The sequence below is a fragment of the Pseudomonas sp. S44 genome (assembly GCF_016624805.1).
GTDB lineage: Bacteria > Pseudomonadota > Gammaproteobacteria > Pseudomonadales > Pseudomonadaceae > Aquipseudomonas > Aquipseudomonas machongensis.
On record NZ_JACVTY010000006.1, the window covers coordinates 25,577 to 40,320 of the forward strand.

The following is a 14,744-nucleotide window of genomic DNA, read 5'->3' on the forward strand; positions in this document are numbered from 1 at the left end:
TTTGAACAACCGTGAGTTTGATTGATGACGAGCACGCCCAAGCCCCTGGTCCTGATCATCCTGGATGGTTTCGGTCACAGCGAAAGCCCCGAATACAACGCCATCTACGCCGCCAACACACCGGTCTATGACCGCCTGCGCGCCACCCAGCCGCATGGCCTGATCTCCGGTTCCGGCATGGATGTCGGCCTGCCGGACGGGCAGATGGGCAACTCCGAAGTCGGTCACATGAACCTCGGCGCCGGCCGTGTGGTGTACCAGGACTTCACCCGGGTCACCAAGGCCATCCGCGACGGCGAGTTCTTCGAAAACCCGGTACTCACCGGCGCCGTGGACAAGGCAGTTGCAGCAGGCAAGGCCGTGCACCTGCTGGGCCTGCTCTCAGACGGCGGCGTGCACAGCCACCAGGACCACATCGTCGCCATGGCCGAACTGGCCGCCCAGCGTGGCGCCGAGAAAATCTACCTGCACGCCTTCCTCGACGGCCGCGACACCCCTCCGCGCAGCGCCCAGTCGTCCATCGAACTGCTCGATGCGACCTTCGCCAAGCTGGGCAAGGGCCGCATCGCCAGCCTGATCGGCCGCTATTACGCGATGGACCGTGACAACCGCTGGGACCGCGTCAGCGCCGCCTACAACCTCATCGTCGACAGCACCGCCGAGTACAGCGCAGACAGCGCCGTGGCTGGGCTGAAAGCAGCCTATGCACGCGATGAGAGCGACGAATTCGTCAAGGCCACGCGCATCGGCGAGGCGGTCAAGGTCGAAGACGGCGACGCGGTGATCTTCATGAACTTCCGCGCCGACCGCGCCCGCGAACTGTCGCGAGTGTTCGTCGAAGCCGATTTCAACGAGTTCCCCCGTGCGCGCCTGCCGAAGCTCGCGGCCTACATCGGCCTGACCCAGTACTCGGCGAAGATCCCCGCCCCTGCGGCCTTTGCCCCAGCCAGTCTGAACAACGTGCTGGGCGAGTACCTGGCCAAGAACGGCAAGACCCAGCTGCGCATCGCCGAGACCGAAAAGTACGCCCACGTGACCTTCTTCTTCTCGGGCGGACGTGAAGAGCCGTTCGAAGGCGAAGAGCGCATCCTCATTCCGTCGCCGAAGGTCGCCACCTACGACCTGCAGCCTGAGATGAGCGCGCCGGAAGTGACCGACCGCATCGTCGAGGCCGTCGAGCAACAGCGTTATGACGTGATCGTGGTCAACTACGCCAACGGCGACATGGTCGGCCACACCGGCGTATTCGACGCGGCGGTCAAGGCCGTCGAGGCGCTGGACGGCTGTGTCGGGCGCATCGTCGAGGCGCTGGACAAGGTCGGTGGCGAAGCGCTGATCACCGCCGACCACGGCAACGTCGAGCAGATGGAAGACGAGTCCACTGGCCAGGCGCACACCGCGCACACCACCGAGCCGGTACCGTTCATCTATGTCGGCAAGCGCAGCGTGAAAGTCCGTGACGGTGGCGTGCTGGCCGATGTGGCACCAACCATGCTCAAGCTGCTGGGGCTGGAGAAGCCTGCCGAAATGACCGGAACCTCGATCCTGATCGACGCTTGAGACTGCGCATTGGGGTCGCGGTGCAGCGCACCCTGACGTGATTTCCGGACAAACGCCCCGCCGCACCCGCAGCGGGGCGTTTTTTTTGCTCGCTCAGGCGGGCATACTAGGCCAGTCTCCATCCCTGGTACGCCCGATTCCATGCGCCGCGCCCTCATACTCCTAGCCCTGTCATGCCTGCTCAGTCCGGCGTTCGCCGACGAGCGCGCGCAGACCCAGCAACAACTGGACGCCACTCGCCAGGACATCGCCGAGCTCAAGAAAATGCTGGGCAAGCTCCAGGAAGAGAAAGCCGGCGTGCAGAAAGACCTCAAATCCACCGAGACCGATATCGGCAATCTCGAAAAGCAGGTGGAGGGTCTTCAGCAAGAACTAAAAAAGACCGAGGGCGAGCTGGAGCGCCTTGACCACGAGAAAAAAAAACTCCAGAGCGCCCGCGTTGAACAGCAACGGCTGATCGCGATCCAGGCCCGCTCCGCTTACCAGAACGGTCGCGAGGAATACCTCAAGCTGCTGCTCAACCAGCAGAATCCCGAAAAGTTCGCTCGCACCCTCACGTACTACGACTACCTGAGCAAGGCGCGCCTGGAACAATTGCGCACCTTCAACGAAACCTTGCGCCAGCTGGCCAATGTCGAACTGGAAATTTCCGGCCAACAGGAACAGCTGATGGCCCAGCGCGCCGACCTCGACAGCCGCCGCCAGGCACTGGAGGCCGAACGCAGCAAGCGCCAGCAGGTACTGGCCAAGCTCAACAGCGACGTCAAGGATCGCGACCAGAAGCTTCAGGCCCGCGAACAGGACCAGGCCGACCTCGCCAAGGTGCTCAAGACCATCGAGGAAACCCTCGCCCGCCAGGCCCGTGAAGCCGAAGAAGCGCGACAGAAGGCGCTGCTGGCCAAGCAGGAAGAAGAGAAGCGGCGCAAGGAACAGGCGCTGGCCGACGCTCGCCGCGACGAGCCGCAAGAGCCGCCGAAAAAGGCCCGCACCGTGCTCGGCCCGCTGGTGTCCAGCGATGGCGCCAACTACGGTGGTGCATTTTCCGCCGCCCGTGGAAAACTTCCATGGCCAGTCAATGGTCGATTGCTGGCACGCTTCGGCGACACGCGAGGCGGTGATGCGCGTGCCAAGTGGGACGGCGTGATGATCAGCGCCAGCGCCGGCACTCAGGTGCGCGCCGTACATGGCGGGCGTGTGGTGTTCGCCGACTGGTTGCGCGGCGCTGGACTTCTGGTCATTCTCGACCATGGTAATGGCTACCTGAGCCTGTACGGCCATAACCAGAGCCTGCTCAAGAGCGCCGGCGACATCGTCAAGGCCGGGGAAGCCATTTCTACCGTCGGCGACAGCGGCGGCCAGGACAGCGCAGGTTTGTACTTCGCGATTCGCCAGCAGGGCCGGCCCACCGACCCTGCGCAATGGTGCCGAGGCTAGGCACCGCAACATTTACGGCAAGGCCCGACGGTGGGCCGCACCGATGCTCCCACGGGAGCACCTACAGGATCAGGAGTTCGTTCGACATGCTGCACTCGTCTCGCCTCACCCAGCTGGCCCTGACCATAGCTCTGGTCGTCGGCGCGCCCCTGGCCAGCGCCGCAGAGCCGGTCAAGCCTGCCAAGGCGGCTGCCGTGCCGGCCACCGAGGTGACGGCCAAGGCGCCGCTGCCGCTGGACGAACTGCGCACCTTCGCCGAGGTCATGGACCGCATCAAGGCAGCCTATGTCGAGCCGGTGGACGACAAGACCCTGCTGGAAAATGCCATCAAGGGCATGCTCAGCAACCTTGACCCGCACTCGGCCTACCTCGGCCCTGAAGACTTCCAGGAGCTGCAGGAAAGCACCAGCGGCGAATTCGGCGGACTGGGCATCGAGGTTGGCATGGAGGACGGCTTCGTCAAGGTGGTCTCGCCCATCGACGACACTCCGGCCTCACGCGCCGGCATCGAGGCGGGCGACCTGATCGTCAAGATCAACGGCGCCCCGACCCGCGGCCAGACCATGACCGAGGCCGTCGACAAGATGCGCGGCAAGATCGGCCAGAAGATCACCCTGACCCTGGTACGCGACGGCGGCACGCCCTTCGATGTGACGCTGGCCCGCGCGGTCATCCAGGTCAAGAGCGTGAAGAGCCAGTTGCTCGAGAACGACTACGGCTATATCCGTATCACCCAGTTCCAGGTCAAGACCGGCGAAGAAGTCGGCAAGGCGCTGGCCAAGCTGCGCAAGGATAACGGCAAGAAGCTGCGCGGCCTGGTGCTGGACCTGCGCAACAACCCCGGCGGCGTCCTGCAGTCGGCGGTGGAAGTGGCCGACCACTTCCTCACCAAAGGCCTGATCGTCTACACCAAGGGCCGTATCGCCAACTCCGAGCTGCGCTTCTCCGCCGACCCGGCCGACGCCAGCGAAGGCGTACCGCTGGTGGTACTGATCAACGGCGGCAGCGCCTCGGCTTCGGAGATCGTCGCCGGCGCCCTGCAGGATCAGAAACGCGGCGTGCTGATGGGCACCGACAGCTTCGGCAAGGGCTCGGTACAGACCGTGCTGCCACTGGCCAACGACCGCGCACTGAAGCTCACCACCGCGCTGTACTTCACCCCCAACGGACGCTCGATCCAGGCACAGGGTATCGTGCCGGACATCGAAGTACGCCAGGCCAAGCTCACTGCCGAAGCCGACACGGACAACTTCAAGGAAGCCGACCTGCAGGGTCACCTGGGCAACGGCAATGGTGGCGCCGATCGTCCGACCGGCAGCAGCAAGCGTACCGAGCGCCCGCAGGACAACGACTTCCAGCTGAGCCAGGCGCTCAGCCTGCTCAAGGGCCTGAACATCACCAAGGGTGATTGATAACCACCATGCGTTTTCTGCTGTTCACGCTGTTCTGCCTGCTGGCCGGTACCGCACATGCGGCACCGGCCAAGGCCTATATGAGCATCATCATCGACGACCTGGGCCAGAACAACGAACGCGACAGCCGCACCCTCGCCCTGCCCGGGCCGGTCACCATGGCGATCATGCCCGACACCCCGCACGCCACCGACTTCGCCCGCCAGGCACACAAGGCCGGACGTACGGTGATCCTGCACATGCCCATGGACCCCGCCACCGGGCCCTATGCCTGGCATCCGGGGCTACCCATCGAGGAGCTGGCACGACGCCTCGACGCCGCGCTGCTCAAGGTGCCCTTCGCCGCAGGCATCAACAACCACATGGGCAGCCGCATGACCGCACAGCGCGACGCCATGGCCTGGTTGATGGGTAACCTGCAGGGCCGCGAGCTGTTCTTCGTCGACAGCCGCACCAGCGCCGCCACGGTGGCGGCGGCCGAGGCCCAGGCAATCGGATTGGCGCACGTCTCGCGGGATGTATTTCTGGATGACGTACGCACAACCGAAGCCATCGCCGGTCAATTGCGCCAAGGCATCGAGCTTGCCCGCAAGCAAGGTTCAGCGGTGCTGATCGGCCACCCCTACCCGCAGACTCTCGAAGTGCTCGAACGAGAGATGCCCGGGCTCAAGCGCCAGGGCATCGAGTTGATCGAACTGCGCCAGATGATCGCCGAACGCAGCAACCAGGCCATGTCGGCGCACGGTCGCAACGGTCGCTACAGCAACCGTTGATCGCTTGGCCGTTCAGAGCGCCTACAGGCTGTTGAAGGGAATGATGTCCTTGGCCTGGGCGTAGGTCAGGTTGCCCCGGTAGATGCTCAGCACCTGCCCCTCGCTCGCAGCCCTCATCTGCTCCCTGTAGCCCATCTTGCGCTGGCTCCAGAGCTTCAGATGGCCTTTGCCGAATGCTGTGGGCGCCGCCTGTGAGTCGGCGAAGTGGAAGTGCGCGGCCCACAGGGGTCGGCCTTTGCTGTCGCCGGACGACTTGAGCAGGTTGATGCGGTATTCATCCAGATAGCCATCTGAAACCTGCTTGCGCGGCCCCACGTACTCAACCGTGATCAAGCCTTGCTGATGGAGAAAGCTCAGACCCCGGGCACCGGGATAGCGCGTCTTGGTATAAAGCTCGACCAGGCATTCTCGCTTCTGCTCGCGCAACCGGATAACAGCGTCATCCAGGCGCCCCAACAGACTGTCGGTGCTATCCGCGTCCGCCAGCTGTTCGCGCAACTCCAGCACTTCAGCGATCTGCGCATCAAGCATCGAGATCAACCCGCTGTCCTGCGCGTCATTGCTTACCAATGCCTTGGCCTGCTCGATGACGCTCTCGTTTTGCGCCAATATGCCTTCGGCCAGTTCACGGCTTTTCTTCTCGAATTCCGGCGTCGAGGCCCGCGACTGCGACTCAGGTTCCGTACTCGCGACCTCTTCCAACCAAGCCCCGCCTACCTTTTGAAACCGGTGCTGAATCTTGGAGCTGAACGCGCCCTTGACCTGCAACTGCGCCCGCCCATCAACCATCACCTCTGTACCTAGCACTGTCTGCCCTGCAAGGGTACGCGCCACTTGCAGCGCCCACAGTGGATAAACCATACGGCGCGAGGCCTGAGCTTGTCCGGAAGCCTGCTCACGCATGGCTTCGACCAGCGCGTCGCCTGCCATCTTCTTCAGACCCACCATCTGCTCTCTGTAGGCGGCAAGGCGCTGGGTATCGACCAGCCCGCTGCCTAGCTTGCTGATGCGGTCGCAGTTGAGAATCGCCGCCAGATATTCATCCCAGGCACCTTGCAGCACCTCGATACGCTCAAGGATCGGCAGTTCGTAGAACATCGACAGATGGTGGGCGTTTGCGGCTACACGCAAACGGTAGCTGGCAATCGCGTCGCGGAAGATCGTGTAATGCTGGCTGGCGGCACCCTCTTCGAAGCGCAGTGCGAGTTCCACCAGGCTCATCGCCTGGAAGAAGCGAATCATGACCGTAGAAGTCTTGCGCGCGGCGATGACCTGGGCAACGCTGACCAAGCCGGTGCTCGATTGGATTTCCATGTCAATATCGCTGACCGCCAGCACATGATCCATTTGGCTTGAGACCTCCATGATCCTTGGTTGGTCCAGGACCATGCCCTCGAGCAGCTCTCGACACTTGGCGTAGAGAACCGCGCGGTTTTCTGGCGTAGCTCCGCTCAGGCTGCGGACGATCTGGTCATACTCGCGGAAACTACCCACAGCCACCGCTTCATTCAGAAGGAATACGCCATAGCCAATCAAGTCGTGACGTGCATTCGAAAGGGCTTGTCGCAGGTCCCTGCCATGGGCGGTTGTGCGCGTATAGCTGGGGTTATCCAGCAGCTCGACAATGCTCCGCTGCGCGCTGGCTTGGTGCTCGAACATCGAGTAGACCAGCTCGACACGCTGCCGGCGCAGGTCGCGCATCGCGCGCATTAGCTCATCGCGCTTTGCTGTGTACAGTTCGGTCAACGTCTTGAACCGGGAGAGGTCATCCGGGTTCGTGGGAGGAGGTTGGTTCAGTGTTTCCTCCAGCTTCACGATCTTGGTCCGCAGCTCCTCGATCTGGCGGTTCTGTCTCAGGTACTCAGGAATCGGCTTGTTTGCCTCAAGCAAATGATGCTCCACCTCTTCCAGCGACTTTTGGATCGTAGCGGCAATCTTCTGGCGCAGCCGTTCCTGCGCAGCGCTGCGCCCACGCCCACCGCCCCCCTGCAACCGTGTATCGATGCGCCAGCCACCGCCATCGTTGTGCAGGCAAGGCCCTGGCGTCAGGTCAGCCCCCACGATTCTCGCCCCCCCTTCATGAACAACGACCTGATAGACCTCCTGCCCCAGCCTGACGTAGTACCTGCCGTCGACAGCAGTCAAGCCCGCCGTTGCACCTTGCGTGTCGGGCGCGTGTCCAGCCAGCGATACCTCGACCGCCAATTCGCGCACGCGACTGCGTTGAGACGCCGAAAGTCCGTTGAGGCCACCAGCCCCACGCCACGAAAAATCCAGGTGTGTCTGCGTGGTGCCGTACAAGTCACGCACCAGCCCCGCAGGCTTGCGTTCAGGCTCCGGCAACGGGTGAAGCGCTACGTCCTGCGCCACGGGCAGCTCCTCGAGCGACGTAACATCGTGCTGCGACCCAAGTACTGTGTTTCTGGGGGTCTGCAGATGGATCAACGCCATCAAGGTATTGTTCAAAAGGTCGGTCACGGCCTGGATTCGCTCCCCCGCGCTGTCACTGCCAAGCCCCTGTACATCGCTGGCCAGGCTGCGGATGCCCATGTACAGCCAGGTGATCGATACCACCGGTCCCGGCAGCACAGGCAGCACCGCATTGAGCAGCTCCCAGCCAAACGCGATCACTACCCCCCACCGCAACTCGCTGTTGCTCACCGCCGAACGGTCGGCCAGCTCGACCAACACCTGATGCCGCGCCTCGAACATCTGTGCGTCGATGTCTTGCCCCCAGGCCTCCAGCGCCAGTTGAGCAGGATCAGGCTTATCCAATGGACCGAAGGGGTCGAACACCCAGTGCGGCAGGTGAGGTTCATTGAATCCACCATTGTCGTAGACAGGACGCTCGTTCTGATCCATCCACATCAGCGCGAGGTTCTGTAGCTTGCCAGGCTTGCGGATGGCCCCCATCAAGGTATCGACGTCCTTGAAGACATGGACCGCGCCGTCTGTGTACATCGGGCAATACAGCACGCACTGGCCGGACTCGACGATTTCAATGACATAGAACCCATGCACCCGATCAACTTTCTTCGAGGTCGGCGAACGCCTGAAAGCCAAGGGCGCAATCCTGACCCCAGCCGCTTGCGCGTCCCCATCGCGACAGAAGCGGGCCACTGCACCATAGGCAAAGGTATCCAGGCGATTGACCACCACCGCCCGAGCGGCATCGAACATCAAAGTGATACGCCATTGACGACCGAAACGGGCGATACGTTCCGCGTTTTCGGTGCCATCTGCGAGCAGGTTGTTGACGTAGGTCGGGTAGGTACCGCCGATATCGACGCGTGCGACCAGTTCACGGATGTAATCGACATTCATCCAGTCCAGGATCAACTGTTCATTACGGTGGGCGATGTGTGTCACCACGCCACCCTGCGACGCAGCCAGCCGACCGATGGCCAGCTCGGTCAGGGTCACGGTACGGCTGTCGATCTTTTGCCCAAAATCCAGGCCATGACCGTCGCTGACAAAGGTGTCGATGGTCAGGAGCAGATCATCGGCAAAGTAGTTGGCATCGACCGGATGATCGGCAAGCATTTCCTCGCGAAGACGGCGGGCTGCATAGGTGTGCAGATCATCCACCCCGTCCAGGGCGCGCTCACCACCGTCACTCCCCTGCAACAGCGTCAGATCGAGCATGGCCTGCAAATAGGTGGCCTGCCCCTCAGACCCGGCTCTCCGGAGGCCAGTAGGTAGCTGCAGAGCCACCGGCTTGGCAGGCACATTGCTGCGTTGAGCGAAAAACTGAGAGGGGTCCAAGGCTCCATCGACCTGGCGCTCCAGCTCGGCGACGCTATCAGCTGCCCCCCAGCGCACACGCGCCTGACGCTCGAGCAGGATCTCCAGCAGCAACCCGCTTTGCAGGGCGAACGCATCGCCCTCCGACGTGAAACCACTCCAGCTCATACGATCGAACTCGCAACGCCGCGCCATCTGCAGCTGCAGCCCTCGGCCAAAGGCACTCAGTGACTCGAAGCTACGCACCTCCCCATCCGGTTGGCACCACAAGACCAACGGACGCGGCGTGTCGAGGGTCGTCACCAGTAAGCCGGGCAACAGTTCACTGCTTTGTCGATCGCCCAAGTGCATCTGCACGCGAACGGCCTGCACCTCGACGTTACGAGTGTTCCCCAACAGCAGTTGGCGCAGGCAGGCGCGCTCGGCCTCCTCAAGGTCAGCCTCGTCCAGGCCTTGCAGTAGGCTGGCTCGCAGCACCTGTTGCAACCAGAGATCGCGGTTGCCCTGGCCGTCGCCGTTCCAGTAGCCGATCTGCGCCTGCTGCAGATAATGGGGCAACAGAGGCAGCATCTTCTCGAAGGGTTCGACCAGCGTCTCAGGCTTGATCAGGTCCCCATCACTGGTTTCGAAGGGCGACTTGATGGCGAAGAGGCGTTGGTACGGATTCAGGCTCAGCGCATAAGCGCCCATGCTGGCGAAATCCACGCGCTTGCCATCGAGCACCAACTGCAGCAGATGGTCGATCAGCAACTCAGTGCGGTAGGTGTCATCTGCGGTGGAGCAAAGCAGCGAGAGTGGCTGTGCAGAAGTCATCTCGGGGCGATGAATCGCGATCAGCGGATACTGCTCGACGATTATCTTCATGACCTGCTGGTCGAGCACTTCGCGCAAGGTCGGTCGATTAGCGAACTGCGCAGCGACTGCGCTGTACAGGTCGTAGGGTGGGTGACTCACGGAGGTAGTAGACATGCTCAAGGCTCGTTGTGAAATGAAGCCAAAGCCTCCGCGCCAGTCGATATCACTGGGGGGTACATAATGCTTTTGCGCACCGGTTGACCATGGGCAACGGCAGTCGGCGGTCCGCCCCAACGTGACCGCCCGCTGAAGAAAAAAAGGGCCCTGTCATTCGACAGAGCCCTTTTCACAACGATAAGCCGCCTACGCGATCAGCTGTAGACACGCCCCAGCAACTGGCGGTGGCTTTCGAACTGATCGAGCACATCGCGCACGATCTGCTCAGGCAGGAAGCCCATCAGGTCGTACTCCTGGCTGCCGTTGTGCAGGTACACCTCGGCGCGGTAGAAGCGCTGGCGCACTTCTGGCTCACCCCCGGCAGACGCCTCGCTCGGTGCCGCCAGGTAACCGTCCAGGCTGACTTCATAAACGAACGGGTTGCCCTCTTCCATCATCACCCGCACGCCCATCATGTTGCGCGACTGACCGACACGGGTCTCCACCTCGAAGCCCAGGGCGCGCAGTTGTTCCGCCGCCTCCTTGAGGGCCGGGCTGACCTGTTTGTCCATGAAGCGCTGCACCACCGCCTGGGTCGGCTCGAGCTCCAGTTGCGTGAGGCGCTCGCTGAAGCCGCGACGGCCACGGGCAGCCAGCTCCGCGCGCTCCTGCTCGACCGCGACATCCTGCTTCATCGCCTTGTACAGGCCGAACATGAACAGCACCAGCACCACCGAGAACGGCAGGCCGGCCAACACCACCATGGTCTGCATGGCTTCGAAGTTGCCGGCGAACAGCAGGCCGATGGTAACCAGGGTGATGATCACCGACCAGAACACCACCATCCAGTGCGGCGCATCCTCGTCGACCTGGCCACCTTTGCACGAAAGGTTGGCCATCATCACCGCGCCCGAGTCGGCCGGGGTGAGGAACAGCACGAAGCCGACGAACACCGCCACACCGATCACGATCTTGGCCGCCGGGAAGTACTCCAGCAACTGGTAGATCGACATCGAGGGCTGCTCCAGCGCTGTCTTGCCCAGCTCAACGGCGCCCTGGTTGATCACCAGGTCCAGCGCGGTGTTGCCGAAGATCGACAGCCACGCCAGGGTGAAGCCCAGCGGGATCAGCAGCACGCCGCTGACCAGCTGGCGCACGGTACGGCCCTTGGAGATACGGGCGATGAACATGCCCACGAACGGACCCCAGGAGATCCACCAGGCCCAGTAGAACACGGTCCACAGGCCCAGCCAGCGCTCGGACTTGCCGGCCTCGCCTTCATAGACATACAGGTCGAAGGTCTTGAGTACGATGCCGTTGAGGTAATCGCCGACGTTCTGCACGAAGCCGTTGAGCAGGTGCAGGGTATTGCCGCCGAGCAGGACGAAGATCAACAGCCCGCTGAACAGCATGATGTTGAGGTTGGACAGGCGGCGAATGCCGTTTTCCACACCCGAGACCGCGGCTACGGTGGCCACACCGGCCATCACCAGAATGACCACCAGCAGGTTGGTTTTGCTGTGGTCCATGCCGAACAGGTACTCCAGGCCCGAGGAGACCTGCATCGAGCCGATACCGAGGTTGGTCACCAGGCCCAGCAGGGTGACGAACATGCCGAAGATGTCCACGGCATTACCGGCCGCGCCCTTGACCCAGCGCTCACCGACCAGCGGGTACAGCGCCGAACGCAGCGCCAGCGGCTGGTTGTGGCGGTAGGCGAAGTAGCCCACGGCCAGACCCACCAAGGCGTAGATCGCCCAGCCGTGCAGGCCCCAGTGCAGGAAGGTCAGTTGCAGGCCCTGGCGCGCAGCCTCGAGGCTGGCAGGGGTGCCTTCCGGCGGATTGAAGTAGTGGTCCAGCGGTTCGGATGCGCCGAAATACAGCAGCGAAATGCCAATACCGGAGGAGAACAGCATGCCGGCCCAGGCGCCGTAGCTGAAGTCTGGCTGGTCGTCCTTGCCGCCCAGCTTGAGCTTGCCGTAGTCGGAGAAGGCCAGGTAGACGACGAACACGAGGTAACCGCAGATCACCAGCATGTAGTACCAGCCGAAGGTGCGCGTCAGCCACTTCTGGGCTACGCCCAGCACCTGGCCGGCAGTTTCGGGTACAGCGATAAGCAAGGCAGTCAACGCGAGGACCAGCAGCGCGGAGGTGAGGAACACCACGCGGTTGACCCGAACCCTCTCGGCGGGGGGCTTTGTCAGGGAGGCAGAACTCATTGCACGAATGCTCCGGGCAGTACGGCTGTGGAGGCTAATCAGTCATTTCCCGCGCAATTGGTGCAATAGCTCCACTGCGTCAGGTGTTATAAAAGCACCTTGGAAACCGTGATCCCGAATCGAAACGCTGCAAAAAAACAGACCGGCGGACTGCACCTGAGCGCCTTCATCCTCACTGGATGCGCGCATTGGTCACAGCTCGCCTGACCCGCTCCAAGGGTCGTCCGCGCGGTCATCGACCACTCGGCAGAATCTGTTCATGCACCGTTCTTGCCCGTCAACGCCTTGTATTCCGGGGGTTACACGTTTTCCTGGGGTGTCAATCCGTGCCTTCTCGACTGCCTGAAAGACTGTCAATGGCACAAATTGTCGCAGAGCTTATTCTTTATTGATTGAACGTTCAATCAAAACAAAATAGACTGGCCCTCGCCGAGTCGGATGCGTGTTGTCCGCTCGCAGGCCTGAGGAGATAGCAAGATGCCCAAGGTCGGTATGCAACCCATCCGCCGCCAGCAGTTGATCGACGCCACATTGCAGGCTGTCGACCAGGTCGGTCTGGGAGATGCCAGCATTGCGCTGATTGCCCGTTTGGCCGGTGTGTCGAACGGCATCATCAGTCACTACTTTCAGGACAAGAACGGCCTGATCGCAGCGACCATGCGCTACCTCATGAATGCGTTGAGCGAAGGCACCGTCGCCCGCCGACAAGCCCTCACCGACGACAGCCCGCGGGCGCACCTGAGAGTGATCGTCGAAGGCAACTTCGACGCAAGCCAGGTCAGCGGCCCGGCAATGAAAACCTGGTTGGCCTTCTGGGCCGCCAGCATGCACCAGCCGTCCTTGCACAGGTTGCAGCGGATCAACGATCACCGCCTTTACTCCAACCTGTGCTGCCAGTTCCGTCGTGTCTTGCCGCTCTACCATGCACGCAAGGCTGCTCGCGGGCTGGCGGCCCTGATCGACGGCCTGTGGCTGCGTGGTGCGCTCTCGGGCGACGCGTTCGACACCGAGCAGGCAATACGGATCGCCTACGAATACATGGATCTACAACTGGCTAAGCAGCACGACCTGGCTACCAACCCCCAGGCGGCTGAACGATCGCACGCAGCGACTGCCCAACCGGCAGGAGCACGACGCGGCTAGCCAATCACACACTGCACTTGCGAGGACTCTATGGCCCGTTTCGGAACGCAAAAACTCTACATCGATGGTGGTTATGTCGACGCTGGCAGCGATGCCACCTTCGAAGCCATCAACCCGGCCACCGGCGAAGTCCTTGCCCACGTCCAGCGTGCGACCGAGGCTGACGTCGAGCGCGCCGTCGAGAGCGCCGAACGTGGCCAGAAAGTCTGGGCCGCGATGACCGCCATGCAGCGTTCGCGCATCCTGCGCCGCGCCGTCGACATCCTGCGCGAGCGCAACGACGAGCTGGCCATGCTGGAAACCCTGGATACCGGCAAGTCGTACTCCGAAACCCGCTACGTCGACATCGTCACCGGTGCCGATGTGCTGGAGTACTACGCAGGCCTGATCCCGGCCATCGAAGGCGAGCAGATCCCGCTGCGCGAATCGTCCTTCGTCTATACCCGCCGCGAGCCGCTGGGCGTGACTGCCGGTATCGGCGCGTGGAACTACCCGATCCAGATCGCCCTGTGGAAGTCTGCGCCAGCCCTGGCCGCCGGCAACGCGATGATCTTCAAGCCGTCTGAAGTCACCTCGCTGACCACCCTGAAGCTGGCCGAGATCTTCACCGAAGCCGGTCTGCCGGATGGCGTGTTCAACGTCCTGACCGGCAGCGGTCGTGAAGTCGGCACCCTGCTGACCGAGCACCCGCGCATCGAGAAAGTCTCCTTCACCGGCGGCACCACCACCGGCAAGAAAGTCATGGCCAGCGCTTCGAGCTCCTCGCTCAAGGAAGTGACCATGGAACTGGGTGGCAAGTCGCCGCTGATCATCTGCGACGACGCCGACCTGGATAAGGCCGCCGACATCGCCATGATGGCCAACTTCTACAGCTCCGGTCAGGTCTGCACCAACGGCACCCGCGTGTTCGTTCCGGCAGCGATGAAAGCCGCCTTCGAAGCCAAGATCGCCGAACGCGTCGCCCGCATTCGCATCGGCAACCCGGAAGACGAGAACACCAACTTCGGTCCGCTGGTCAGCTTCGCGCACATGGAAAGCGTCCTGGGCTACATCGCCAAGGGCAAGGAAGAAGGCGCCCGCGTGCTGTGCGGCGGGGAGCGTCTGACCGAAGGCGCGTTCGCCAAGGGCGCCTTCGTCGCCCCGACCGTGTTCACCGACTGCCGCGACGACATGACCATCGTCAAGGAAGAGATCTTCGGCCCGGTGATGAGCATCCTCACCTACGAAACCGAAGAAGAAGTCATCCGCCGCGCCAACGACACCGAGTACGGCCTGGCTGCGGGCGTATGCACCAACGACATCACCCGCGCACACCGCATCATCCACAAGCTCGAAGCCGGTATCTGCTGGATCAACGCCTGGGGTGAATCGCCAGCCGAGATGCCGGTTGGCGGCTACAAGCAGTCGGGCGTCGGCCGTGAAAACGGCGTCAGCTCGCTGGCTCAATACACTCGCATCAAGTCGGTGCAGGTCGAGCTGGGCGGCTACAACTCGGTCTTCTAAGACCG

8 protein-coding genes are annotated in these 14,744 nt (G+C 62.5%); 6 read left to right on the forward strand and 2 right to left on the reverse strand.

Annotated elements, in window-relative coordinates; all coding sequences use genetic code 11:
* Window positions 1-24 precede the first annotated feature (24 nt).
* The 4 genes from gpmI to IAE40_RS07035 all read left to right on the forward strand — a co-directional run bounded on the left by gpmI (window position 25) and on the right by IAE40_RS07035 (window position 5,179).
* Window positions 25-1,560 carry a 2,3-bisphosphoglycerate-independent phosphoglycerate mutase gene (gene gpmI / locus IAE40_RS07020; protein WP_197890392.1) on the forward strand — a complete coding sequence of 512 codons (1,536 nt, stop codon included), beginning with the start codon at window positions 25-27 and terminating at the stop codon, window positions 1,558-1,560.
* A gap of 141 nt (window positions 1,561-1,701) precedes the next feature.
* Entirely contained in the window at window positions 1,702-2,994 is a 1,293-nt protein-coding gene (locus tag IAE40_RS07025; RefSeq protein ID WP_054891211.1) for a murein hydrolase activator EnvC family protein, read from the forward strand.
* Between the two features lie 86 nt (window positions 2,995-3,080).
* Window positions 3,081-4,406, forward strand: a complete 1,326-nt coding sequence (locus IAE40_RS07030; protein WP_054891210.1) for a S41 family peptidase — start codon at window positions 3,081-3,083, stop codon at window positions 4,404-4,406.
* 8 nt (window positions 4,407-4,414) lie between these two features.
* On the forward strand, window positions 4,415-5,179 hold the full coding sequence (locus IAE40_RS07035; protein ID WP_197890394.1) for a divergent polysaccharide deacetylase family protein: 765 nt from the start codon (window positions 4,415-4,417) through the stop codon (window positions 5,177-5,179).
* Between the two features lie 21 nt (window positions 5,180-5,200).
* On the opposite strand, the gene IAE40_RS07040 is transcribed toward IAE40_RS07035, so the two are convergent.
* Window positions 5,201-9,892 (reverse strand): dermonecrotic toxin domain-containing protein, encoded by a 4,692-nt coding sequence (locus tag IAE40_RS07040; RefSeq protein ID WP_200602913.1) that lies wholly within the window; start codon window positions 9,890-9,892, stop codon window positions 5,201-5,203.
* Between the two features lie 197 nt (window positions 9,893-10,089).
* Entirely contained in the window at window positions 10,090-12,093 is a 2,004-nt protein-coding gene (locus IAE40_RS07045) for a BCCT family transporter (RefSeq protein WP_054891207.1), read from the reverse strand.
* 477 nt (window positions 12,094-12,570) lie between these two features.
* Between IAE40_RS07045 and betI the strand changes: the two genes are divergently transcribed.
* The gene (betI, locus tag IAE40_RS07050) at window positions 12,571-13,236 is read left to right on the forward strand and encodes a transcriptional regulator BetI (RefSeq protein ID WP_054891206.1); all 666 of its coding nucleotides are present in this window, start codon (window positions 12,571-12,573) and stop codon (window positions 13,234-13,236) included.
* A gap of 30 nt (window positions 13,237-13,266) precedes the next feature.
* A complete protein-coding gene (betB, locus tag IAE40_RS07055) occupies window positions 13,267-14,739 on the forward strand; it encodes a betaine-aldehyde dehydrogenase (protein ID WP_112899397.1) in 1,473 nt (490 codons plus the stop codon).
* The last annotated feature ends 5 nt before the right edge of the window (window positions 14,740-14,744 follow it).